This is a genomic window from Methylomonas koyamae (genome assembly GCF_001644025.1).
Classification (GTDB): Bacteria; Pseudomonadota; Gammaproteobacteria; order Methylococcales; family Methylomonadaceae; genus Methylomonas; species Methylomonas koyamae_A.
The window spans coordinates 16,613-39,951 of sequence record NZ_LUUK01000172.1 but is presented as its reverse complement, the minus strand read 5'-3'; the positions used below and the strand labels follow the sequence as shown (position 1 = coordinate 39,951).

Genomic DNA, 23,339 nt, shown 5'->3' with positions numbered 1-23,339 from the left:
GGTGGGGGCGAAATCGGGTGGTTATTCTTTCCAGCAATACAGCACGGTTTCCATCAGCAGCGGCGAATGGTGGCGCAACGCGAAGCGGTAGCTAGAATCCAGGCTACGCACGTAGGCCGGAATCTCGAAAATATCGCTGGGGAAGTGGTAGACGCTGAGCGCCATTTTGGGGCCGCAGCGGCGGATCGTGGCGGCCGCGCCGCGCAACAGCGCCAGTTCCAGGCCTTCCACGTCGGCTTTGATTAAACTGGCCGGCTGGCCTTGCAGGTAGTCGTCCAGGCTGTAAACCGCGCTAGTCGGCAGATCGTCGCGATCGGCGGCGGCCTCGACCAGATTCAAGCTTTGAGCCGGTCCGCTGACGTTGACGCAAGCCATCCGGCCGCTGGCCTCGGCAACGCCGGCGTTGACCAGCGCGATTTGACCGTCGTCCAATGCCCACTCCGCCGTCAAGCGCTCGGTCCGCCGGCGCAACGCGGCAAATTGCCGCTCGCCCGGCTCGAAGGCGTGAATGCGTTTGAAGGCGCCGTGGCAGGCCCAAATGAACTTCTCGACGGTATCGCCGACATAGGCGCCGGCATCGATGAAAATGTGGCGGTCGTCGTCGGCAAATCCCGGCAGGCAAAAATATTGATCGGGGGCTTGCACGTCCCGGCAAGGCGCCGGCGAACCGCTCAGCCAAGCCAACACCACGGCGCCCAAGGTTTGCCGGGATAATTCGTCGGCGAGAAAAGCCTCGTTGATTTCCAGAATGTCTGGATAGCGGCTGACCGCGAAAAACGCATCGAAACTCAGCGCGGTCAGGCCGGTTGCGGTCAATTGCTCGACGACGGCTTTAGCTGCGTGGCGGGCGGCCACCAGCACCCAGCCGGTTTCGGCGACGGCGGGGTCTTCCGGCGCGACCACCGGCACGCCGCGTATCGCCGTGTGCCATTTGGCGGGATTGCGGTCCACCACGCAAACGATCTTGGCACCGAGTCCTTGCAGATACTGGACGGCCCAGGTGCCGACGAATCCGGCACCGTAGACGACGATGCCGGTCGAGAATGCCGCCTGAAAGCGGCTAACCAAAGGCTGTTGTTCGGCGCGGAGATCGGCGGCGCGCGTCCAAAAATCGCTCAATGGCTGCTCCGTTCGTTGGGCAGGGCGTAGATCACCGCGCCGGTGCCGCACCAACTGTGCAGGCGCAGCAAGAACCGGTAATTCGGCAAGGTTTGCATCAGCCACAGCGGCAATTCCCAGAGTCCTTGGACGTTGTGGTAGGACGTGGCGACGACGATAGGCCGATGACTCAACAAGGTCTGCTCGGCGCCCTTCAGCGCGTCGAGCTCGCCGCCTTCCAGATGTAGTTTGATGAAGGTCGGCGTAAACTCCAAATCGTCCAGCGCGACGACCGGCAATTTGCGCTTGCCGAGCGGAGTCAGTTGCGATGCATAGTCCAAGCCTTCGTAAAACCGCCCCATCCCGGTTCGAGCGGCGATTCCGCAATCCATGACCCGCAACCGGGAATCGTCGCAAAGCCCCAGTTCGTCCATGGTGACTTCGAGTTGCTCAAGGCTGGTTCGGTCAGGTTCGATCAAGCATAGTTCAGAGAAGTGGCCACCGGTCAACTGGCAAAAACGTCGAGTCACGCTGCCGGTATGGGCGCCCAAATCGATAAAACGCTCCTCGTGGTTTAGGCAGTCCAACACTTCGGGGATAAAGAAGCGGTCGTCGGTCGTGACCGGCGCGGCGGAAAACGTCCATTCCTGGCGCAGCCGCCGCCAGGCGATGAATTGCAGGTGGTGCGCGCGGGACACGGCGTCGTGCCAGCCGTCCATTACCGTTTCGATGCGGTCCAGATCGGTGTCGCTGAACGGGTCGGCGAACCAGCCGTTGGAGAGCGGATGGCGATCGCGGTAGGCTTCGGCAATGTCGTAAAACGGCACGGCATCCTGCCAGCCTTGCCGAGTCAAATATTCGGCCACCGGTGTAAAAGGATCGTTGGCGATGCTGATTGCCAGCAAGGTCTTGGTTTTGAGTTTGTTCGGGACGTCCTCGGGCGCGATCAACCGGGTTTGTTCCCAGAACGGGGTGTTTGCCAGCGTGCCGGCGTTGGCGTCGACGACGGTTTGCACGGTGACGCCGATGCGCTGGAAGTAAGCATGGGCCAGTCTGCCTAAATTGCCGGCACCGTACAACGTTACCGGCTTGTCTACTCGGCGAGGGGCGGCATGGCACGGCGCTGAGTGCAACCGGCGCAGCATTCGGCGGGCTTCGGCCGGATCGGGTAGGCGGCTAAATTGCCGGGCGATGGGATGTTGCAAGATCATCGGCTGAACGGATTTGCGATCGGGAACACGACGAATCGGGGCGCTTCAATCGTCCAACAGCGTCCGGATTTGTTCGGCATGGGTGCTGAGATCGACGACGGTTTTGGCGCCGCAGTAATAACAAATTGGTTTCTGGTGCTTGAGATCGCCTCCCAGCATGGTTTTGCGAATGTCGTTGAGCGCGCGGCCTTCCAGTATCTCCCGCAGACTTTGTTGGCTCAGATCGCCGATCGCCAATTCGCCGAAGATGTCTGCGCAACAGGCCGAAATCTTGCCGTCGAATTTGACGTAGGCCATGTAGAACGGCATTTCGCAGGGTGCGTTGGAACCGGCGAAGCCGATTTTTTGGCCGTCGTGGGTGTGGAACACCGGCATGTCTTTCAGATGGACCACCTGCGAATGCTCGCATAAGGTTTTCAGGCCGTCCCAACCTCGCTGGAACAGGCTGTCGGTGATGCCGTACAACTCGGCGTCGGATGAGGCCAGTTTGATGTAAAGCTGGGCGGTTTGACGCTGTTCGACGGCTTCGGCCGCCGCGTAAATGTTGCGCATCAACTTGTCGAAGAAGTCCTTACCCTTGATGGTTTGGTATTCCTCGCGGCTGAAGGCATCCAGACTGATGTGGATTTCGTCGACGCCGGAATTCAACAGTTCTTCCAGAATCTCGGGTTTCAGGACGGTGCCGTTGGTGATGATGCGCAGCTTTTCGGCCAGCCCCCGCGACTTGCAGGCGGCCAGCATCGCGGCGATCTTTTTGTTCAGCAGCGGTTCGCCGTAGCCGTGAAACTGAATCATCGCCATTTTGTAAGGCAGGGCTTGCAGATCGGCTAGCAGTTTGTCGAACACCGCGTCGCTCATCATGCCCTTGCGGTGATCGGTGTCGTAACGTCCGGAGTGCATGTCGCAGAAGGTGCAACTCAGATTGCATTCCGATGTCGGCTCGACGATCAGACTCAAGATGCGTTTTTCGGCCAGCGCCTTGAGCAGATTGTCGACCCGGGTTGCGGCGATGTCGATGTTTTTGGCTTCTTGTTTGGTGAGCATAAAACTTACGCTAGGGTTTGCCGGGCATTGCGCGGTGCGGAACGGGGCGGCTCGGCGAGCGCCCGGCTCCAGGACCGCAGTCTCGGGTTGTCCGGAAAGTACTTCAAAAAGTGAAACACGCTGCCTTTTGAGCGCTCGAAATCGCCATGCGCCAAGTCCGCGCCGGCGGGGATACTACCGTCGTCGGCATACGGGCCGTTCGGGTTTTGGAAGGCTTTAAACCAGTCGCAGGGGCAGTTACCGAATACGGCGGCGTAAGCAGGTTGGCGTTTTTCGGCGTTCATCAAATCCAGGTAATGCGCATTGAGTCCGGCAGTCATTTCGGCAAAAGTGTAGCGGGTTCTGGCGAATCCGGCGGCCTGCTGGGCCAAGGCCAAGCGTTGTTCGGGTTGGTTAATCAGCCCGGTCAGCGTCTCGGCGAATTCGGCGGGGCCGTTGACGACCAAACCGGTTTGGCCGTGCGTGACGATTCGGCGCTCGGCCGGGTTGTCCAGCACGATAGGCACGACGCCCATCGCCATCGCTTCGACCAGCGCGTTTTCGGCGGTGCCGTAGTGCAGCGGGTTCAGCAGATATACCAGAATATCCAGGTCGGCCAAGGCGGCGAGGATGTCCTCGGAATAACCGGCGAATTCGAATAAATCCGGCCGGCCGACGGCGGCGCACCGCGCTTGCAGTTCGGCGCGGTTGGCGATGTCGCCGAGCAATTTAACGCGTAGGTTGGCCAGCGGCACCGCCGCCAGAAACTCGACGAAGCGCGGATGCAGCTTGGCGAAGTTCAAGGTGCCGACGTAACCCAGACGCGGCGGCCGGCCTCGACGTTGCGGGAGCGGCGGCAAGTCGGCGAGGCCGGCGCTGGAGACCACGCCAAGGCTTTGTCGCTCGGCATCGCTCAAATCGGCGAAGGCAGGGTTATCCAGCGAGCATGCCGAGGTGAACACCCAGCGGTCCGCGATCGCCGCTAAACCGGCCGGGATACGCGGATTCCCCAGGCCGGAAATATGGCACCAAAACAAGGCCCGGTGCGGCGGGAGCTCGGCTTCGCATAAGCACTTGGGCAACAGCGGGTGGTTCCAGAATTCGAATTGCACGATGTCCGCTTCGGCGATCGCCGCGCGCAGCCTATCGGGCGAAGGACAGACTTCGACCGCAAAATCCGGGTCGGCCAGCGCGGCGATGGCCTCGACGAATTGGGTTTTTTCCAGCGCTTCCAGGCAGATAAACCGGTGCGATACGCCAGCGTTCTCGTCGGCCGCTTGCAGAGCTAGGCCCGACAGGGCTTTACCGACGCCGCCGCCCAGGTGCGGGGTGATGTGCAGGACCCGGATCATCGATGGTTGGCTGGAGGCCGTCGGTTCAAGCGGTTTCTAGGACGCTGCGTCGCAACAGCTTGGGCAGCAATTGCTCGCGGTAAGGATCGATGTTGTCGGGCAGGCAATGAGTGAGCTGACCGCATTTCGAGCACACCGGGTTTTGCCGGCGCTTGCCCTCCAAATGTTGAATCCGCAAGCGGTTGAAGGCGTCGGAATGCCAGATGTCGCGGATCGATTGTTCCCTGGCGTCGCCGATGATCAATTTACGGCCCCAATCCAGAAAGCAGGAGCTGACCAAGCCGTCGGCATTGACCGACATCGAATAAAAAATATACGGGCAGGTGTCGGTCGGCGTGATCGGTTGCTGGTAAATGCCTTCGGTAATCTTGAAGCCGGTGCGGGTTTCCACGTCGAATTCCGGCCAGCATGGCGCGAAATTTTCGATAAAAATCCGGTCGCAGTAATCGCCGAAGGTATCGTAGAACTCTTGCTGCTGAGCTTCGGTAATCAACTCTCTGGGAATTTTGATGACGATTTCGCAATCGCCCTTATGCTCGTACAACCAATGAATGTTATCGACGAAGCGCTGGAACTCGAAGTCGAACTTGGTGAAGCGTTGGTATTGCTCCTCGTTCATGCCGTCGACCGAAATATTGATCTTATCTAGGCCGGCTTCGATCAGCGGTCCCATCCGGTCCGGATCGATCAGCGTGCCGTTGGTGGTGGTGTCGATGTAAGGTATCCGGCCGCTTTGCTTGGCATAGGCCACCATCTCGGCCAGGTGTTTGTTCAGCAGCGGCTCACCGTCCTTGTACATCCGCAACACTTTGATGTCTTGCGGGAAGTCCGCCAAGTCGTCGATGATCTTTTTAAACAGCTCCAGCTTCATCGCGCCCTGGTAGCGGCCGGTTTGCTTAATCAGTTCGCGGTCGCCGGTCGGGCAAAACGTACATTGAAAGTTGCAGGAACTGGCCGGATCGACGAACAACACGAACGGCGTTTCCAGCGGAATCACGTCTTGCAGCGGGGTGCGTTCGTCGAGGTTAATGCGAGGTTTGATTTGTGCTTTCATCAAGGTTTTCCTAGGGTTGGCTCCTGCGGTGTCGATAGCGCCCGACGACTCAGTCGAGCGTTCCCAACAACTGGGTCAGTTTGCGCCGATCGCCCCAAAACGCCATCGGTTCGTAATCGGGGTAGGCATGGTAGCCCAGATTCAACGCGATGTCGGCGCCTCGCTTGCGAATATGCCGCTCGACCAGCGTTCTGATCGAAATCGGCGTACCGCTGCAGACGTTGTAGACGCCGTCGGCGTCCGGGCGTTCGACTAATTGCACCAGGCGGCGGGCGGCGACTTCGATGGGTAGGTAATCGCGGAGCTGCTCGCCGCCGGACATATCGAACGTCGGCCGCCCGTCGGCAATCGCCCGCTCCAATTGCGCCAGCAGGCTGTTGGCGTGCTGGCCTTCGCCGTACAGGTAGAACAGTCTAGCCCATTGCAGCGTGAAGGAATGATGTCGTTGGAGTTGTTGCAGGAATTTTCGCAAACTGTCCTTCGCCAGCGCGTAGGGATTGGCCGGCAGCGTCGGCCAATCTTCGCTCAGGCAGCCGTTCTGCAAGCCGTATTCGAAGCAGGTGCCGGCGACCAATAATTGCCCGACGCCTTGTTCGACCAACGACTTCAGGAAGCGGTAATCGCCGATCAGGTTTTGTTCGAAATGGAACAGATCGCGGTAATTGGGCAGTCCCGGCCAAGCCAGGTGGATCACCGCGTCAAGTTGTCCCAAGCGGTCCGGCAAGCGGTCGGCGTGTACGTCGCCGCTCAGGAACTCGACTCGGTCGAACCAAACCAAACCTTGCGCCTTGCCGGCGTCGCGAGCCAGCGCGGTGACGCGGTGGCCGCGTTCCAGTAATTGTGTGACGACGTGGCGGCCGACGAAGCCGCTGGCGCCGGTGACCAGGACCTTCATGGTCGGCTCCGGGCGAGTCTTGGCTGGATTCGCGTCGGCATCGGCGGCCTAAAACACGCTCAGTTCCGGTACCGCGACCGCGAATTGCCCGCCCCAGTCGCGGATTCGCCGGTAATCGGCGACGATTTCGGCGAGGATATTCCACGGCAGAATCAGCAGGATGTCCGGCTGGCGCTCCGCTAGCGCGGCCGGCGGCAGAATCGGGATGTGCGAACCGGGTAGGAATTTACCTTGCTTGGACGGCGCGGCATCGCAGACATAGGCCAGCAAATCCGGTTTGACGCCGGCATAGTTCAGCAGGGTGTTGCCCTTGGCCGCCGCGCCGTAGGCGGCGACTCGCCGACCGAGCCGGCGTTGCTCGATCAGAAAGGCCAGCAAATCGTTTTTGATGCGGTCGGCGCGCGGCTGAAACGCCCGGTAAACGGTCAAGTCGGCCAGGCCGAAGTCGCGCTCGTGGGCCAATACCTTGGCGACCGCCGCCGTCGGCTCGCGCGCATCTTCGGCGTGGCAGCCGTAGATGCGCAGGCTGCCGCCGTGGGTGGTCAATTCCTCGACATCCCAAATCCGCAAGCCGGCCCGTTCGAAGATGCGGCTGACGGTTTGCAGCGACAGGTAGGAATAGTGTTCGTGGTACACGGTATCGAACTGGGCCGATTCGATCAGCCGCAACAGGTGCGGAAATTCCAGCGTAATCGTGCCGGCCGGTTTCGACGCCGTTTTGAGGCCGGCGGTAAAGTCGTTGATGTCCGGCACGTGGGCGTAGACATTGTTGCCGACGATCAGATCGGCGCGTCGGCCCTGGTCGGCCAGGCGGCGGGCTAGCGCGTCGCCGAAAAACTCGCGCAGAATCGGAATGCCCAGGGCTTCGGCGGCGGCGGCGGTGCTGGCGGTGGGTTCAATGCCCAGGCAGGGAATGCCGGCGGCGACGAAGTTTTTCAGCAAATAACCGTCGTTGGCGGCGACTTCGATGACCAGGCTGTCGGCATCCAACGCCAAGCGCTCGCGGATGGTCTGGCAGTAATCGGCGGCGTGGCGCAGCCAGCTTTGCGACACCGACGAAAAATAGGCGTAGTCGCGATCGAACAATTGCTCGGCCGCCGCGTAATCCTCGGTTTGCACCAGCCAGCATTGTTCGCAGACGTAGAGTTTCAGCGGGTAATACAGTTCGGGCTTGTTCAGGTCGGCGGCATTCAAGTAGGCGTTCGACGGCGGTGCGAAACCCAGGTCTAGGAATACGTGTTCGAGCGGCGCGTGGCAGTGGCGGCAGTTCATAAGGCGATTCCGCGAAAGTCGGGGGGCAGGGCGGGGTGTTGGCTGTCTCTGGCGGATAAGTCGCCGATCGGTAAGGGCCAGGCGATTTGCACGGCCGGGTCGGTCGGCGAGACGCCGGCTTCGGCCTCGGGGCAATAGGCGGCGGTATGCAGATACAGCAGTTCGCTGGCGGCTTCCAAGACTTGAAAGCCGTGGGCGCAGCCTTCCGGAATCACCAGCATCCGGGCGTTGTCCGCGCTCAATTCCTCGGCGTGCCATTGCAGGAAGGTCGGCGAATCGGTCCGTAAATCCAGCACCACGTCCCAGACCCGGCCGCGCAAACAGCGCACCAGTTTGGTCTCGGCATGGGGCGGCCGCTGATAGTGCAGGCCGCGCACCGCGCCGACCGAGTGGGTCAGCGAATGATTGATCTGGACGATGCGGCGCGCGCCGACCGCTTGCGCCAGTTCGTCCTCGCAAAACCAGCGGGCGAACCCGCCGCGCGAGTCTTGAAACGCTTGCGTCTCGACAACGACGACGCCGGCCAGCGGGGTCGGCAGCTGCTTCATGAGCGTGCCCAGGCGATGCCTGCTTGCTTGGCCGCCGCCGAATAGTCCTGCAATTGGGCCCGACTGACCGCCGGCTTGGCGGACAGCGGCGCTTGGTACCAAGCTGCCGTGGCGGCCAGCGCGGTATCCAGCGGCCAAACCGGCCGCCAATCGAGTCGGCTTTTGGCCTTGCTGCTGTCCAGATACAGTAGGCCGGCTTCGTGCGGTTGCGGATCGCTGCCGATTTGCCAGTGCAGTTCCGGCCAATGCCGCTGCAACTCGGTCAATACGTCGGCCACGCTGCGGTTGCCTTCGGCGTCCGGGCCGAAGTTCCAGGCGTCGGCGGCATCGCGCCGTTCCTCCAGCAAGTGTTGGCCCAGCAGCAGATAACCGCTCAACGATTCCAACACGTGTTGCCAGGGCCGGGTGGCTTGCGGGGAGCGGATTTCCAGGGTCTCGCCGGCAGCGACGGCGCGGACCAAATCCGGAATCAGCCGGTCTTCCGACCAATCGCCGCCGCCGATCACGTTGCCGGCGCGGGCCGTGGCCAGTAATGGCGTACCGGCGCGTTGAAAAAAAGCATCGCGATAACTGGCCGCCAACAGTTCCACGGCTGCCTTGGAGGCGCTGTAAGGGTCGTGGCCGCCTAGGCTATCGGTTTCCCGATAGCCCCACGGCCATTCGCGGTTTTGATAACACTTGTCGGTGGTGACGACGACGATGGCTTTCACCGCCGGCACGTGGCGGCAGGCCTCCAACAGATTGGCGCTGCCGACGACGTTGCTGGTCCAGGTGTCCAGCGGTTGCCGGTAGCCGCGCCGTACCAAGGGTTGCGCGGCCAAATGAAAGACGATGTCGGGTTGGACATCGGCGACGATTTCGGCCACCGCCGCGCTGACGCGCATATCCTGAAGGTATTCGACCATGTCCAGGCCGAGTAGCTGCCAATGGTTGGGCGCGGTTTCCGGCGGCAAGGCCAGGCCGATCGGCTCGGCGCCCAGTTCCCGCAACCACAGGCTCAGCCAGCTGCCCTTGAAACCAGTGTGGCCTGTAACCAGCACCCGCCGGCCGCGATACTGGCCGTTGAACAGCGTCATGCCCAAACCTTCCAGGGCGGATCGAGGCGCCACAGTTCTTCCAATTGGGTCTTGTCGCGCAAGGTATCCATCGCCTGCCAGAAGCCGGCGTGCTTGTAGGCGCGCAGTTGGTCCTTGGCGGCCAGATCGGCCAGCGGTTGGCCTTCCCAACTGCTTTGATCGCCATCGATGACTTCGAAAATATCCGGCTCCAAGACGAAAAAGCCGCCGTTGATCCATGCGCCGTCGCCGGCCGGCTTTTCCTGAAAGCCCTTCACGGCGGTGTCGGCGATGTCCAACGCGCCGTAGCGGCCGGGCGGCTGGATCGCGGTGACGGTCGCCCATTTGCCGTGGCGGCGGTGGAAATCAATCAATGCGCCGATGTCCACGTCGGACAATCCGTCGCCGTAGGTAAAACAAAAGGCTTGGCCGTCCAGGTAATCGCGCACCCGTTTCAGGCGGCCGCCGGTCATCGTCGCTTCGCCGGTATCGATCAGCGTGACGCGCCAGGGTTCGGCGTAGCGTTGGTGGACTTCCATCCGATTGGCGGCCATATCGAAGGTGACGTTGGACATGTGCAGGAAGTAGTTGGCGAAGTATTCCTTGATCACGTAGCCCTTGTAGCCCAGGCAGATGATGAACTCGTTGATGCCGTAATGTGAAAACAGCTTCATGATGTGCCAGAGTATCGGCCGGCCGCCGATTTCTATCATCGGTTTGGGCTTTAAATGCGATTCCTCGCTGAGCCGCGTGCCGAGGCCGCCGGCCAGTATGACTGCTTTCATAGGAGTTCGATTAAGGCGTTGGCGGGAAGAGATTACTCGCTGCTCCGGCGCCGGCATTGGTCAAACCGGCCGGCGGCTAAACGGCGGCCATGATACCGCAATTGGGAGGGATTCGGGTTATGGCGGCCGGGATGGAGCGTTTCCGGTGGCGGAGCGTTTTGGGATGCCAGGCGCGTCGCCGGATCGGCGCTAAGCGCCGGGCGGGCTCAGTTCCCGAAAGGTCAACACCGCGCCGACCAGTTTGCCGTCGACGTGCATCGGGTGGGCGGAGCATTCCACGGTAAACGTGCTGCCGTCCTTGCGCCGGAACAGGTCGGTGCCGTGGCGAGGCGTGCCGTCGTGGCAGGCGGCGTAAATGCCGCATTGCTCTTCGGCGACCGACGTATCGCCGTGGATCGTGGTACAAGCGTTCTGGCCGAGCAGTTCCTGTTGACTGTAGCCGAGCATCGCCAGGGCCGCCGGATTGACGAAGTGGCACAGACCCTTGCCGTCCACGCCGACGATGCCGTCGCCGGCAGACTCCAGCAACAACCGGAAACGGGCTTCGCTGGCGCGCAACGCCGCTTCGGCTCGCTTGCGTTCGCAGAGTTCGTGGTCCATGCGGGCATTGGCCGCCTCCAGAATCGCGCTTTGCTTTTCCAATTGCTCGGTGCGTTGCGCGACCAGTTCTTCCAGGCGGCGCCGGTAGTAATACAATTCCTGAGCGGTTTCCTTATCGGCGGTCACGTCGATCAACAGACCTTGCAAACACAGCGCGCCGCGCGCTTCGTCGCGGACCACCTTGGCTTCGTCCAAAAACCAACGGGCTTGACCGTTATCGTTAAGCAAACGGTATTCGCAATGCAGCGGGGTATAGTGTTCGTAGGTCGCGGAATAAGCTTCGACGACGGCATCGCGGTCTTCGGCATGCACCCGTTTTAAGAAGCCGTCGCTACCTTCCAGCCAGCTGTCCGGCGCGAAACCCAGTTGCCGGATCTGTGGGCTGACGTACAGCAGTTTGCCCGGCGTATCCAGCGAGGCGATATAGGTGATGGCCGGCATTTGCTCGATCAGGCAGCGGTATTTGGCTTCCGCTTCGCGCAATTGTTCGACGGCTTCGGTTTTATCCAGCAAGGCTTGTTGTTCGCGCATCGCCCGCATCACCACCGCCGGCAGCCATTGCAGCGTTTCGCCGTTGGCGTTGGAGCCTTTCACGACGTAATCGCGGGCGCCCAGTTTTAAGGCGTCCACCGCGATCATGGCATTATCCGAGCCGGTCAGCATCACCACCGGCATCGGCAGTTCGCCGGATGCTTCGGCCAATTCGGACAGAAACTCGACCCCGCTCAAATCGGGCAAATGGTAGTCGAGCAGGATGCAGTCGATCTTCTCGTCGCGCGCCAGCTTCAAGCCCTGGTTGCCGGTTTCGGCTTCGAACAATACGAACTCGCAGTCGTGGTGTTGGGCTAGCGCTCGCTTGCAAGCCATCCGGTCGATTTGGTCGTCTTCCACCAACAGCAGACGGATGACCGGTTTACCGTTTAAATCGGTCATAGCGGCGACTCGCTGATCGTCCAATAGGCGTCGATGGCGCGTACGATCTCGACGAATTGCTGGTATTCGACCGGCTTGCGCATGTAGCCGGCCACGCCCAACTCGAAACTTTCCACCTTGTCTTCCTGTTCGTCGGAGGTGGTCAACGCGACGACCGGGATGCGTTTGAGTTCGGGCAGCGATTTGACGGCATGCAGAAACTCGATGCCGTTCATCACCGGCATGTTCAAGTCCAGCAGAATCAAACAGGGTTGTTCTTGACTGGCATCCTGAAGGTGCGCCAGGGCTTCCTCGCCGTTTTCGACGTGGGTCAGTGGGTTGGAGACATGCAGCTCTTTCAAGGCGCGCTTGACCGTCATCGCGTCCACGCTGTCGTCTTCCACCAGAAGGATGGGATTGCTCTTGATTCTCATGGTTACGGGTTCAATTGGGTTGCGGGTGCTTGTTTGGGTACCGTGAAATAAAAGATACTGCCCTGGCCGGGCTCGGAGTCGAGCCAGACCCGTCCGCCGCTTTGTTCGACGATTTTTTTGACGATGGACAGCCCGACGCCGGTACTTTCCACCCGGTCGCGCGGGTGGAGGGTTTGGAACAATTGAAAGATGCGTTCGAAGTGGCGCTCGGCGATGCCGGGGCCGTTGTCGGCGACGCTGAATTGCCAAGCGTCGGGCTGTTCGGCGCAGTCGATGGCGATGCGGCCTTCGGGTTTGTCCAGATAACGGATCGCATTGGACAGCAGGTTTTGCAGGACCTGCTGCATGCCGGTGCGTTCGACGGCCAGCGTCGGCAGATCGGTCCCGACCGAGACCGCGATGTGGGACGGCGGGGCCAGCGCATCGATCACCTCGCGCGCCAATTCGTTGAAATCGACGGAGCTGACCGCCTCGTGGATACGGCCGATCCGCGAATAGCGCAGCACGCCGTCGATCAAGCCGTCCAATCGGCGCACCCGCTGAATCAACAGACGTAAGTGTTCCTGGCCTTCGGCATCCAGGCGTTCGGACTGGTCGGCGGCAATCCAGTCGGCCAGCGAGCCGATCGCGCGCAACGGCGCTTTCAGATCGTGAGAGACCACGTAGGCGAAATTCTTCAATTCCTCATTGACGCTTTCCAGTTCGTGGATCATGCGTAGTTTTTGTTCTTCCAGTTGTTTGCGCGGCGTGATGTCGTACACGGTGGCCAGCACGCGGCCGCTTTCGATCGGGGTAATGCTAATGTCGGTGGCGAATTCGCTGCCGTCCTTGCGCAGTCCGCACAGCGTTAGACCGCTGCCCATTTTGCGGTATTCTGGATGCTCGGCGTAAGCGGCGCGCTTTTCGGTGTGCGCGAGACGGAAGCGGCGCGGGATCAGGTCTTCGACGGTCAACCGGGTGAATTCGTCGGTGCCGTAGCCGAACAGGCGTTCCGCCGCCGGATTGGCGAGCAGAATCCGGCCGTCCGTGTCGGCAACCAACATCGCGTCGGCGGCGATCTCCATCAGCCAGCCGGCGTCGTGTCCGTTCAAGATATTTCTAGCGGCAATCATGCGGATGCTCCTCGGTCCTGCCGACGGTAAGGGCCAGGATCATACAATAAATTCAGAGAAAATAAGCATTCTCTAAAACTGTCTCCGGCTGGCGCGCGTCTGTCCGGCCGTGTGAAAGAGTGCGCCGGTACTGTCGCGCGTACCGGCGTTGCTGTACTAAAGTAGTGCCGAAACCGTCTATTACAATCCGACCCGATGACATTCGCTTCCCATCCTCTTAAACCCCGCTGCCTGTGCCTGGACATCGAAACCGCCCGCCAGGATAGCTTGCATCTGCGCGAAATCGGCGCCGTTCGCCCGGATACCGGCGCGAAACTGCGCATTTCCGGCAAGGCTAAGGACTTGAGCGCGCGGCTGGACGACATCAGTCTAGGCGCGGCGTTTGTGTTGGGGCATAACGTCGTCGCCTTCGACCAGCCGGCCTTGGCGCTGTTGCATCCGGATCTGTCTCTTCATCAACTGCCGCTGGTCGATACCCTGGAACTGTCGCCGGTGGCTTTCCCGCAGAATCCTTACCATCGGCTGGTCAAGGATTACAAACTCTGCACGACGACCCGCAACGATCCGGTACGCGACGCCGAACTGGCTTACGAGCTGTTTCTGGAGCAGCGCGAGGCCTTGTTGCAACGGGTTGCCGATCAGCCGGATGAAATGCTGTGTTTGCATTTTTTGTTGGCGCCGGAAAGCGGACGCGGCGTCGCCAGTTTCTTCGCGACCTTGCGCAATGCGCTAAGGCCGACCTTGGCGCAAGCCCAGGCGGCCTGGTTGAAAGCGACCACCGGCAAGGTTTGCAGCAACGCCCAACACCGCGTCGCCGAAGATTGTTTCCCCGATGCGAATTGGCACAAGCCGCTGGCCTACGTGCTGGCCTGGCTGCGGGTGGCCGGTGGCAATTCGGTATTGCCGCCCTGGGTCGGCAGCCAGTTTCCTCGAACCAAAATCCTGATTAGCCAACTGCGCGACGTGCCCTGCGGCGATCCGGCTTGCGCTTGGTGTAGCGAACAGCACGACTTGAAAAAACTGCTGGCGCGCTACTTCGCCGGCATCCCGGATTTTCGCGCCACGCCCACCACCGCCGACGGCCGCTCCTTGCAGCAAACCATCGTCGAGCACGGTTTCGCCGGTCGGCCGATGCTGGCGATTTTGCCGACCGGCGGAGGCAAGTCGCTGTGTTACCAGTTGCCGGCCCTGGCCCGCTATTACCGGAGCGGCAGCCTGACCGTGGTGATTTCGCCGCTGCAATCGTTGATGAAGGATCAGGTCGATAATCTGGAAGCGCGCGGCATCGCCTGCGCCGGCTATTTGAACAGCCTGCTCAACCCGTTGGAGCGGCGGGTCGTGCTCGACAAACTGCGCTTGGGCGATTTGGGATTGATCTTCGTCGCACCCGAGCAATTCCGCAGCAGCGCCTTTGCCAACGCCCTGGCTCACCGCGATGTCGGCGCCTGGGTGTTCGACGAGGCGCATTGCTTGTCCAAATGGGGGCACGACTTCCGCCCGGATTATCTGTACGTGTCGCGCTTCATCAAATCGCGGCAGAAGGATAAACCGTCGCCGGTATTCTGCTTTACCGCCACCGCCAAGCCCGACGTGGTCGCCGACATCGTCGGCCATTTCAAGCAGCGGCTGGACATGGAGTTGGCGGTGCTGAGCGGCGGGGTCAGTCGCGACAACTTGAACTACGAAGTCCACGCGGTGCCGGCCCAGGCCAAATACCCGGCGGTGTTGAGTTTGCTGGAAGCAGCCTTGCGCGGTGACGGCGGCGCCATCGTGTTTTGCGCCCGGCAGAAAACCGTCGAGGAAATGGCCGAGTTCTTGACTCAGGCCGGCCTGGACTGCGGCCAGTTCCACGGCGGCATGCCGCCCGAACATAAGCGGCGGATGCAGGAAGCCTTCATCGCCGGCGAGTTGCGGGTCATCGCCGCGACCAATGCTTTTGGGATGGGCGTGGACAAGGCCGACGTGCGGCTAGTGATTCATCTCGATACCCCCGGCTCGCTGGAAAATTATTTGCAGGAAGCCGGCCGCGCCGGCCGCGATCAGGCGCCGGCGCGCTGCATCTTGCTGTACGACGACGCCGACCTGGACGTGCAGTTTCGCTTGTTGCGTAATTCCAGGCTGACCCAGCAGGACATTTACGCGATTCTCAAAGCCCTGCGCAGCATCGAACGCAAGGACAGGAGCGAGGGCAGCGTAGTCGTCACCAGCGGCGAAATCCTTTTAGAAATCCCCGACAAGCATGGCATCGACCCCGACGCCGCCGATGCCGACACCAAGGTGCGCATCGCCGTGGCCTGGCTGGAAGAGGCGCGGTTGCTGGAGCGCCAGGAAAACCATACCCGGGTGTTTCCAGGCTGTTTGCAAGTCGCGACGCTGGACGAAGCCGGATTATTGTTGAAGCAAAAGCTAGGGCCCAACGCCGATCCCGAACCTTATCTGGCCGTGCTCGCGGAATTGCTCAACGCCGGCGACGACGAAGGCATCAGCACCGACGACCTGATATTGGCCACCGGCCAGCCGGCGCAGGTGGTGCAAAACCTGCTCCGCGATTTGGATCGCTTCAAGCTGGTGTCCAACGACGCTGAAATCGGCGTGAGCTTTTACCGCGACCCGGACACCGTCGATAGGCTGGCCGACCTTGTCAAACTGGAGGACGCGCTGGTCAACTGCCTACGCGAAGCCGCGCCGGATGCAGATCTGGAACAATGGCAGATGCTGCAAATGCGCCGCTTGTGCGACACCTTGCGCCGCGACGCCGGCGTCGAATTGGAACCGGATCGTTTGACCCGCTTGCTGAAAGCTTTTGCCGAAACTTTCGGCGACGACGGCGACAAATCCCGGCGCGGCTTTTTTGCGTTGCGCCCCGGCGGCCCGGACCACCGCTACGTCAAGCTGTTGCGCGACTGGCGGCAAATCGAGCACATCCGCGCCAAGCGCATGCGGCTGGCTCAGGCCCTGGTCGGCTATTTCGCCGGGCTGCGCCAGGGCAACAATCTGTTGGTGACCTGCAAACAGGGCGTGTTGGAAGCCGCCTTGCAAAGCGATTTGACCTTGCAAGACCTGGAAATCAGCGACTGGCAACGGGCGCTGGCCGCCGCGTTGCTGTATCTGGACGCCAACGAGGTCTTGCACTTGGCGCGCGGCAAGGCGATTTTCCGTTCGGCGATGCATATTCAACTGAATCCCGAGGCGCGCCGCCGCCAGTTTAAGAATGCCGATTACGCCGAGCTGGCTTTGCATTACAAGGACAAGATCATCCAGGTGCACGTGATGGCCGAATACGCCAAGCTGGCGCTGGGCAAGATCCAGGCGGCGATGAGTTTCATCGTCGATTACTTTGGTATGGAACGGGCCGAATTCGTGCGCCGCTATTTCGCCGGCCGCGAGGACATCCTGGAAATGGCAACCAGCGAGGCCGCCCACCGCCGCATCCTCACCGACCTGAAAAATCCCGAGCAGCAAGCCATCGTCGCCGCGCCGCCGGACGCCAATTTACTGGTGCTGGCCGGACCCGGCGCCGGCAAGACTAAGGTTATCGTCCATCGCGTGGCCTGGCTGCTGCGCGAGGCGCTGGTCGCGCCGGATGCGATCATGGTGCTGACTTACAATCGGGCGGCGGCGGTTGAAATACGCCGCAGGCTGTGGGCCTTGGCCGGCGCCGATGCCGCCGGCGTCACCGTGCAAACCCTGCACACCCTGGCCCTGCGCCTGACCGGCACCAGTTGCGCGGTGGCCGCCGAGCGCGGCGAAGTGGTGGACTTTGCCGCGGTGATCAAAAACGCCGCCGCCAACTTGCGCCGCGCCGATGAAAATGAAGAAGCCGGCGCCTCGGCGCGCCGCGACCGTTTGCTGGCCGGCTTGCGTTACGTGTTGGTTGACGAGTACCAGGACATCAACGCCGACCATTACGACTTGATCAGTGCTCTTGCCGGCCGAACCTTGAGCGGTGCCGACGATAAATTGACCTTGATGGCGGTCGGCGACGACGATCAAAACATCTACGCCTTCAATGCCGCCAACGTGCGTTTCATCCGCCAGTTCGAAGTCGATTATCAGGCCAAGGTGTGTTACCTGGTGGAAAATTACCGCTCCACCGGGCAGATCATCGCCTGCGCCAACCGCGTCATAACTGGCGCCAAGGAACGCATGAAGCGCGAGCAGCTTATCCGCGTCGACCACTTCCGCCGCGACCAGTCGGCCGGCGGCGAATTCGAGGCGCTGGACCCGTTGACACTGGGCCGGGTGCATATCCTGAAAACCCCGTCGTCAACCGGCGCGGAATTGGCGGCAGCGCTGGCCGAATTGAAGCGCTTGAACGCGTTGCGTTTTGGCGAACGCCCTGCTCATTGGGGCCGCTTCGCGGTGATCGCCCGTCACTGGCAAGCCCTGGAACCCTTGGCAGCGCTGTGCCGCAGTCAGGCAATTCCGGCCCGAATGCTGCGCGACGACGAGTTGCCGGCCTTGCACGGCACTCGCGAAGGGGCGGCGTTGTTGGCTTTGCTGTCGGGTCAGTCCCGGAAATCCGTTCGCCCTGAGCCAGTCGAAGGGCGCTTGCCAAAAGAGGGACGCCGCCGGGAGAGCAGTAGCCGGCGCGTATTGATACGCCCGGGCTCCCTATCCCGCTGGTTTCGCCGCCGCTACGGCCAGTCGGTTACCGAGGCTATCAGCCATCCCTACCGGGCGATGTTGGCACAATTCATCGCAGACGCCGAAGTGAGTTCTACAGACAACGTGCCTTTCATCTCCCCTCTCCCTGGGGGACGACTGAAAGGAAGCAGGAGTGAGAGCAACGTCCGGAACGGTTGCCGGGAGGGGCCGGGGGTGAGGGGGCAGGGCCGCTTAGTCGCCGCCGACCTGATCGAAGCCCTCTACGAATTCGGCAGCGGTCGCCAAGCCCGTTTCGCCGACGGCCCGCACGCACCGCTATTGCTGCTGACCGCCCACCGCGCCAAGGGTTTGGAATTCGACCACGTCCTGATCCTGGATGCCGGCGGCTGGCAACAGACCAGCGACGACGAACGCCGCCTGTTCTACGTAGCAATGACCCGCGCCCGCCAGACCTTGACCCTGTGCCAAAGACTAGGCGGCCGCCACGCCTTCATCGCCGACTGCGCGCCGCTGTGCCTGACCAGCAGCGTCGAATCGGTCAGCGAAATCCCGGAAACCCGGCAACGTCGCTGGCTGGCCGGTCCGGAACAGGTCGTCCTGTCCTGGCCCGGCTACTTCGCCGCCAACCATGCCATCCACCGCGCCATCGCCGCCTTGGACTACGGCGACCCGCTAACCCTGCGCCCACGCGGCGACGGCAAACTCGGCTGGGAACTCGCCGACGCCAACGGCACAACCGTCACCCGCATGGCGCAGGCCTTCGTTCCGCCGCAAGGCACTATCGTCGCGGTTCGCGTTGCTGGGATTTTGGCTCGGCAGCGGAAGCCGGGGGATTCGGGTGAATTGCGGTGCGAGAGGTGGGAGGTGGTGTTGGTTGAGATTGAGTATTGGGTTAGTTGATGGGTTGTGTTGCCCGCGGAATATCGGGGATGATATAAGGAAACTATCTAATTACTTGTTGGGCAAACAGGAATCACATGCAGTTAATAATCCCTTTGATATCAATCGTTCTGTTCACTATTTGGTATTCAGCTTATCTCAAGCTTTCTGCCAGAATTATGCATGGCTCCGTTGTTAGCTGGACGCACTCCTTTTTGTTTTCCTTGTTGATGCTTTTTATAATCGCGCTCGGACGTGCTGCATCAAATATCTGGGATGTTTCGTTACCTATCGGTCTAAGTCTGCTTTATAGCTTTGTTTTACACCTGGGCCTGGGCGGTTGGTTTTTCAGCAACCGAATCTCCAACAAGGAAGGCAGGTTACTTGGATGGCGTGGTGGAATGCGGCTTGTTGTCATCACATATGGCCTTTTTTGTCTAACCTGTGCAGTATTATGGTCAATACTTTATTTTCTAGGCCCTCCATCGTAAGTCCGCGTAGGTCCGATTAGCGCCAGCGTAATCGGACGCATGTTTTTGATTCAAATGCTTTTGTTTTAATCGTTTCGCTTCCGCGAAGCCCAATTTAACGCCGGTTCGCGGACCGGCAACCGCGATACTTTCGCTACGAAAACCGTCCTTGGTTTTCGCCCTGCGGGCCAGTCCCGTAGGGTACGTACCTCATACCTTTTGCGGCGTTGACGATGCGGAACTCGGACTTTTGCGGTGTTGAAAAAGTTGGATAGATAGACGCCTTTTGATGCCACGTTTACGTGCAACGCCAAGGTTAGGGTTATAGCAATTTGGGAGTAGAATTAAGCCATCCGTATGAATTGAGCAGGAGGGCAAAATGAATTTCACCATTGAACTGGAGCAAGAATCTGATGGCCGTTGGTTGGCGGAGGTCTTGGAGTTGCCGGGTGTCCTTGCTTACGGCACATCTTCGCTGGAAGCGGTGTCCAAAGTTGAAGTTCTCGCCCTTCGCGTGATTGCTGAACGGCTCGAAAACAACGAGAGCCGCCCCTGCTCCATCAATATTACCGTTCCGATTGCGGCATGAGCCAATGACCATCGGTCAAAGCAAAGCGTCTTCTCGCGGCGCTGCTCCGACTCGGTTGGTAGATCAAACGACAATCCGGTTCGCATAGAACACTTACCCGTAATGGCTGGCACGATTTTGTTTTCGCCTTCCATGATGGCGATGAAATCGGCCCCAAAATGCTGGCGCGCGTTGCAAAGCATACTGGCCTATCTCCAGATGATCTGTAACCTTCTCGGCGCTCGAAGCGGACATCCTATAGTTCCGTAGGCGGCGCACCGCGCTTCTTTTTCGGGGAATACGCCGTACCCCCCGTTTGAATTTCATCTTCCCGCCGCTTGGCGGTAAAATCGGGGCAATTTTGCCAGCCGCGGACCCGTCATGGACAACGACATTTACCTCTACGACACCGACCGTTTGCACGCCATCGCCTCGGAAGACTTGGTCAAGCAAGGTTTGCGCTATTTCAACGACAACCGGGTGATCGGCGTTAGACTGGAAGAGGGTCGGCTGACGGCTCAGGTCGAGGACGAAAACGGCGAGCAATATTGGCTGGAGCTCGCGGCCGATGCCGACGGTAATTTGCTGGTGGGTTGCGATTGCCACCCCGAAGCCACAGTCTGTGTCCATGCCGTCGCGGCGTTGTATGCCTATGCCGACCAATTCGCGACTATCGACACCACCGGTCTGGATAGCGCGGTGGACGAGGCGATCCAGGAGCGCGTTAAAAAGGGCCGGAACGAAGTCCGGGTCAAATTGCTGAGCGGCAATCTGGGTTTCGGCATCTGGCAGGCCACGTCGTTGGTGTCGGCGACGCATTGGCAGCGTTCCTATCAGGTGCAGATTCGCTCGCTGGATCAGCGCGTCAATTACTGTACTTGCCCCGATCTAGCCAGCAACCGGCTCGGCACCTGCAAGCACATCGAGGCAGTGCTGCATCATGCTCGCAAGCAACCGCATTACCAACGTTTGAAGGACGCCGGTTGCCCGCTGTCCTTCGTTTATTTGGCCTGGGAATCGGCGACCCGGCCGGTGCTGAAACTGCAGCGCCGCGCCGATATGGCCGAAGACTTGGCGGTGTTGCTGGCCGAGTTCTTCGACGAACAAGACCGCTTCTCGGGGCGCTTGCCGGAGGATTTCTTCCGCTGCTCGCAACTCGTTTACGGTCGCGACGACTTCCTGCTGGGCGACGACACGGTACGTTACGCCCAGCAATGCGCCGAAGACGCGGCGCAAGCCTTGCGCGGCCAGGACATCACCCGGCAAATCCAGCAGGGCAACGGCGTGCTGCCGGGGCTGAAGGTCAAACTGTTTCCGTATCAGGTCGACGGCGTGGCGTTTCTGGCTTCGCGCGGCCGGGCCTTGTTGGCCGACGACATGGGATTGGGCAAGACGCTGCAAGCCATCGCCGCCGGCAGTTGGTTGGCCGAGCATGAAGGCGTCAAACGCATCCTGGTGGTTTGCCCGGCGTCGTTGAAACACCAGTGGGCGCGGGAAATCGCCAAGTTCACCGGACTTTCCACCCAAATCGTCAGCGGCGGCCCGGAGCAGCGCGGCGTGCAATACCGCGCCGATGCGAGCTTTTTCATCCTCAATTACGAATTGGTGCTGCGCGACCTGAGCTTGATCGGCGAAGCGCTCAAGCCGGATTTGCTGATCCTCGACGAAGCCCAGCGCATCAAGAATTGGCGTACCAAACTGGCTTCGACCGTCAAACTGATTCCGGCTCGCTACGTGTTCGTGCTCAGCGGCACGCCGCTGGAAAACCGCCTGGAAGATTTGTACAGTCTGCTGCAGTTGGTGGACGCGCGAGTGTTGGGGCCGCTGTGGCGCTGTCTGCTGGATTTTCACGTCACCGACGAACGCGGCAAGGTCATCGGCTACCGCAACCTGTCGGAGCTGCGCCGCCGCATCGCGCCGGTGTTGCTGCGCCGCGACCGCAAACTGGTCGCCGACCAGTTGCCGGATCGCACCGAAGTGACGCTGGACATTGCGATGAACGACAAGCAACAGGAGTTGCACGGCTCGGCGCTGACCGCCGCCGGCCAGCTCGCGCAGATCGCCAAGCGCCGGCCGCTGACGCCGGGCGAAAGCAATCGGTTGTTGGCGGCCTTGCAACAAGCGCGGATGGCTTGCAACGCGGCGGGACTGGTGGACAAGGAAACCGTCGGTTCGCCGAAACTCGACGAACTGGCGCGGCTGCTGGAAGAACTGTGTCTGCAAAGCAACCGCAAGGCCGTGGTGTTTTCGCAATGGGCGCTGATGACCGAGATGGTCGAGTCGCTGGTGCGCGGCATGGGCCTGGGCTGCGTGCGTTTGCACGGCGGCGTGCCGAGCAACCGGCGTGGCGAGTTGATGGAGCGTTTTCGTGGCGACGATTCCGTGCAGGTGTTCATTTCCACCGATGCCGGCGCCACCGGTTTGAATCTGCAGGAAGCCACGGTGCTGATCAATCTGGACATGCCGTGGAACCCGGCGATCCTCGATCAACGCATCGCCAGGATTCACCGCCTGGGCCAGAAACACAAGGTGCAGATTTTCATTTTACTGGCCGAGGATTCTTACGAACAGCGCGTCGCGCAATTGGTGAAGGGCAAACGCGATTTGTTCGACAACGTCATCGAGCCGGACGCCAGCGAGGACGTGGTCGGCCTGACCAAGAAAATGCTGGAAACCCTGATCGACGATCTGGCGGGCGGCCCGCCGGCCGACGATGCGGCCAGGGTGGAAACGCCCGAGCCGCGGGCGGTTCCGGAAACCGAAGCGGAACCGCCGCGTCCGGCCGCCGTCCATGTGCCGCTCGAAACTGGTGCCGACGACGAAGACAGCGTAAGGCTGGCCGTGGCCGGCATCCAGACCGCCTTTGGATCGCGCATCGAACGCGTGCTCGCCAAGGCCGGCGGCTTGCTGGTCGTGGTCGAAAGCTGGCGGGAAGGCGACGAAGAGGCCGCCGAAAACGTGTCTGACGGCGGTTTGCCGGTCGCGGTGATCGACCGCCGTACCTGGCGTAGTTTGCAGCGGTTGGGCTCCGCCTCGCCATTGGCCGAAACGCGGGCCGTGTACGAGGCCGCCGCCGAGCCCGCGCCCGTCAATCCGTTGCATGAAACGGCCTTGCAAAAACTGCGCTCGGCGCAAGTGTTGTTGGAACAACAATGCACGGCCGGCGTGATGGATTTGCTGGCGTTAGCCCTGCTCGACAAGGTCGCCGCGCTGGCCGGGGCGGACCGCGCGCCGCCGCCCAACGAAGCGGCGATCTGGCTTTACGCCGACATTGTGCCGCGCGCGTCGCTGACGGCCGAACAGGTTGCGTTGATTGTGCAAGCCGTATCGCTAAGCTTAAGCCCTTGGGTTCCGGAGCCGCTGCTGCGACAGGTCGCCGCGGACGCGGAGCGCTTCATCGATGCCGCGACTTGACGGTCGCCCACCCGGCCGGACCGGACGAAACTAGGCTCAATGCGCTAAG

Annotated in this window: 17 protein-coding genes; 4 read left to right on the top strand and 13 right to left on the bottom strand. The window is 61.0% G+C overall.

From position 1 onward, the window contains the following. Positions 1-21 precede the first annotated feature (21 nt). From A1355_RS13195 to A1355_RS13135, 13 genes are all read right to left on the bottom strand, one after another. Positions 22-1,119 carry an FkbM family methyltransferase gene (locus A1355_RS13195; protein ID WP_064028840.1) on the bottom strand — a complete coding sequence of 366 codons (1,098 nt, stop codon included), beginning with the start codon at positions 1,117-1,119 and terminating at the stop codon, positions 22-24. After that, the gene (locus A1355_RS13190; RefSeq protein ID WP_064028838.1) at positions 1,116-2,309 is read right to left on the bottom strand and encodes an FkbM family methyltransferase; all 1,194 of its coding nucleotides are present in this window, start codon (positions 2,307-2,309) and stop codon (positions 1,116-1,118) included. Before A1355_RS13190 ends, A1355_RS13195 begins: the two co-directional genes overlap by 4 nt. A 45-nt stretch (positions 2,310-2,354) precedes the next feature. After that, positions 2,355-3,353: a radical SAM/SPASM domain-containing protein gene (locus A1355_RS13185; protein WP_064028836.1), complete on the bottom strand. Its 999-nt coding sequence runs from the start codon at positions 3,351-3,353 to the stop codon at positions 2,355-2,357. A 5-nt stretch (positions 3,354-3,358) separates the two neighbouring features. Beyond that, positions 3,359-4,684, bottom strand: a complete 1,326-nt coding sequence (locus tag A1355_RS13180; RefSeq protein ID WP_064028835.1) for a glycosyltransferase family 4 protein — start codon at positions 4,682-4,684, stop codon at positions 3,359-3,361. A 25-nt stretch (positions 4,685-4,709) separates the two neighbouring features. Continuing rightward, complete coding sequence (locus A1355_RS13175) at positions 4,710-5,738, bottom strand: radical SAM protein (RefSeq protein ID WP_064028833.1); 1,029 nt, start codon at positions 5,736-5,738, stop codon at positions 4,710-4,712. A 49-nt stretch (positions 5,739-5,787) separates the two neighbouring features. After that, positions 5,788-6,633 (bottom strand): NAD-dependent epimerase/dehydratase family protein, encoded by an 846-nt coding sequence (locus A1355_RS13170; RefSeq protein ID WP_064028831.1) that lies wholly within the window; start codon positions 6,631-6,633, stop codon positions 5,788-5,790. A gap of 48 nt (positions 6,634-6,681) precedes the next feature. Then, positions 6,682-7,905 (bottom strand): class I SAM-dependent methyltransferase, encoded by a 1,224-nt coding sequence (locus A1355_RS13165; protein WP_157197874.1) that lies wholly within the window; start codon positions 7,903-7,905, stop codon positions 6,682-6,684. Next, positions 7,902-8,453, bottom strand: coding sequence for a dTDP-4-dehydrorhamnose 3,5-epimerase (rfbC, locus tag A1355_RS13160; RefSeq protein WP_064028829.1), 552 nt, complete (start codon positions 8,451-8,453; stop codon positions 7,902-7,904). Before rfbC ends, A1355_RS13165 begins: the two co-directional genes overlap by 4 nt. Continuing rightward, the gene (gene rfbG, locus A1355_RS13155) at positions 8,450-9,562 is read right to left on the bottom strand and encodes a CDP-glucose 4,6-dehydratase (protein WP_231883663.1); all 1,113 of its coding nucleotides are present in this window, start codon (positions 9,560-9,562) and stop codon (positions 8,450-8,452) included. Before rfbG ends, rfbC begins: the two co-directional genes overlap by 4 nt. Next, entirely contained in the window at positions 9,526-10,293 is a 768-nt protein-coding gene (gene rfbF, locus A1355_RS13150; protein ID WP_064028827.1) for a glucose-1-phosphate cytidylyltransferase, read from the bottom strand. The genes rfbG and rfbF overlap by 37 nt, the downstream gene beginning before the upstream one ends. Before the next feature lie 189 nt (positions 10,294-10,482). After that, positions 10,483-11,826 (bottom strand): PAS domain S-box protein, encoded by a 1,344-nt coding sequence (locus A1355_RS13145; RefSeq protein WP_064028825.1) that lies wholly within the window; start codon positions 11,824-11,826, stop codon positions 10,483-10,485. After that, entirely contained in the window at positions 11,823-12,239 is a 417-nt protein-coding gene (locus A1355_RS13140) for a response regulator (RefSeq protein ID WP_064028823.1), read from the bottom strand. Before A1355_RS13140 ends, A1355_RS13145 begins: the two co-directional genes overlap by 4 nt. 2 nt (positions 12,240-12,241) lie before the next feature. Beyond that, complete coding sequence (locus tag A1355_RS13135) at positions 12,242-13,351, bottom strand: sensor histidine kinase (protein WP_064028821.1); 1,110 nt, start codon at positions 13,349-13,351, stop codon at positions 12,242-12,244. A gap of 195 nt (positions 13,352-13,546) precedes the next feature. On the opposite strand from A1355_RS13135, the gene A1355_RS13130 reads away from it, so the two are divergent. From A1355_RS13130 to A1355_RS13120, 4 genes are all read left to right on the top strand, one after another. After that, the gene (locus A1355_RS13130; RefSeq protein WP_082885533.1) at positions 13,547-18,859 is read left to right on the top strand and encodes a RecQ family ATP-dependent DNA helicase; all 5,313 of its coding nucleotides are present in this window, start codon (positions 13,547-13,549) and stop codon (positions 18,857-18,859) included. 828 nt (positions 18,860-19,687) lie between these two features. Beyond that, on the top strand, positions 19,688-19,897 hold the full coding sequence (locus A1355_RS13125; protein WP_064028819.1) for a type II toxin-antitoxin system HicB family antitoxin: 210 nt from the start codon (positions 19,688-19,690) through the stop codon (positions 19,895-19,897). 62 nt (positions 19,898-19,959) lie between these two features. Then, positions 19,960-20,106, top strand: a complete 147-nt coding sequence (locus tag A1355_RS24610; RefSeq protein WP_231883664.1) for a type II toxin-antitoxin system HicA family toxin — start codon at positions 19,960-19,962, stop codon at positions 20,104-20,106. Between the two features lie 151 nt (positions 20,107-20,257). Then, positions 20,258-23,290, top strand: coding sequence for a DEAD/DEAH box helicase (locus tag A1355_RS13120; RefSeq protein ID WP_064028817.1), 3,033 nt, complete (start codon positions 20,258-20,260; stop codon positions 23,288-23,290). Positions 23,291-23,339 lie beyond the last annotated feature (49 nt).

Coding starts and splice junctions, on each gene's coding strand:
- A1355_RS13190 (WP_064028838.1), bottom strand. CDS start 2,309: ATGATCTTGCAACATCCCATCGCCCGGCAATTTAGCCGCCTACCCGAT.
- A1355_RS13185 (WP_064028836.1), bottom strand. CDS start 3,353: ATGCTCACCAAACAAGAAGCCAAAAACATCGACATCGCCGCAACCCGG.
- A1355_RS13180 (WP_064028835.1), bottom strand. CDS start 4,684: ATGATCCGGGTCCTGCACATCACCCCGCACCTGGGCGGCGGCGTCGGT.
- A1355_RS13175 (WP_064028833.1), bottom strand. CDS start 5,738: ATGAAAGCACAAATCAAACCTCGCATTAACCTCGACGAACGCACCCCG.
- A1355_RS13170 (WP_064028831.1), bottom strand. CDS start 6,633: ATGAAGGTCCTGGTCACCGGCGCCAGCGGCTTCGTCGGCCGCCACGTC.
- A1355_RS13165 (WP_157197874.1), bottom strand. CDS start 7,905: ATGAACTGCCGCCACTGCCACGCGCCGCTCGAACACGTATTCCTAGAC.
- rfbC (WP_064028829.1), bottom strand. CDS start 8,453: ATGAAGCAGCTGCCGACCCCGCTGGCCGGCGTCGTCGTTGTCGAGACG.
- rfbF (WP_064028827.1), bottom strand. CDS start 10,293: ATGAAAGCAGTCATACTGGCCGGCGGCCTCGGCACGCGGCTCAGCGAG.
- A1355_RS13145 (WP_064028825.1), bottom strand. CDS start 11,826: ATGACCGATTTAAACGGTAAACCGGTCATCCGTCTGCTGTTGGTGGAA.
- A1355_RS13140 (WP_064028823.1), bottom strand. CDS start 12,239: ATGAGAATCAAGAGCAATCCCATCCTTCTGGTGGAAGACGACAGCGTG.
- A1355_RS13135 (WP_064028821.1), bottom strand. CDS start 13,351: ATGATTGCCGCTAGAAATATCTTGAACGGACACGACGCCGGCTGGCTG.
- A1355_RS13130 (WP_082885533.1), top strand. CDS start 13,547: ATGACATTCGCTTCCCATCCTCTTAAACCCCGCTGCCTGTGCCTGGAC.
- A1355_RS13125 (WP_064028819.1), top strand. CDS start 19,688: ATGAATTTCACCATTGAACTGGAGCAAGAATCTGATGGCCGTTGGTTG.
- A1355_RS13120 (WP_064028817.1), top strand. CDS start 20,258: ATGGACAACGACATTTACCTCTACGACACCGACCGTTTGCACGCCATC.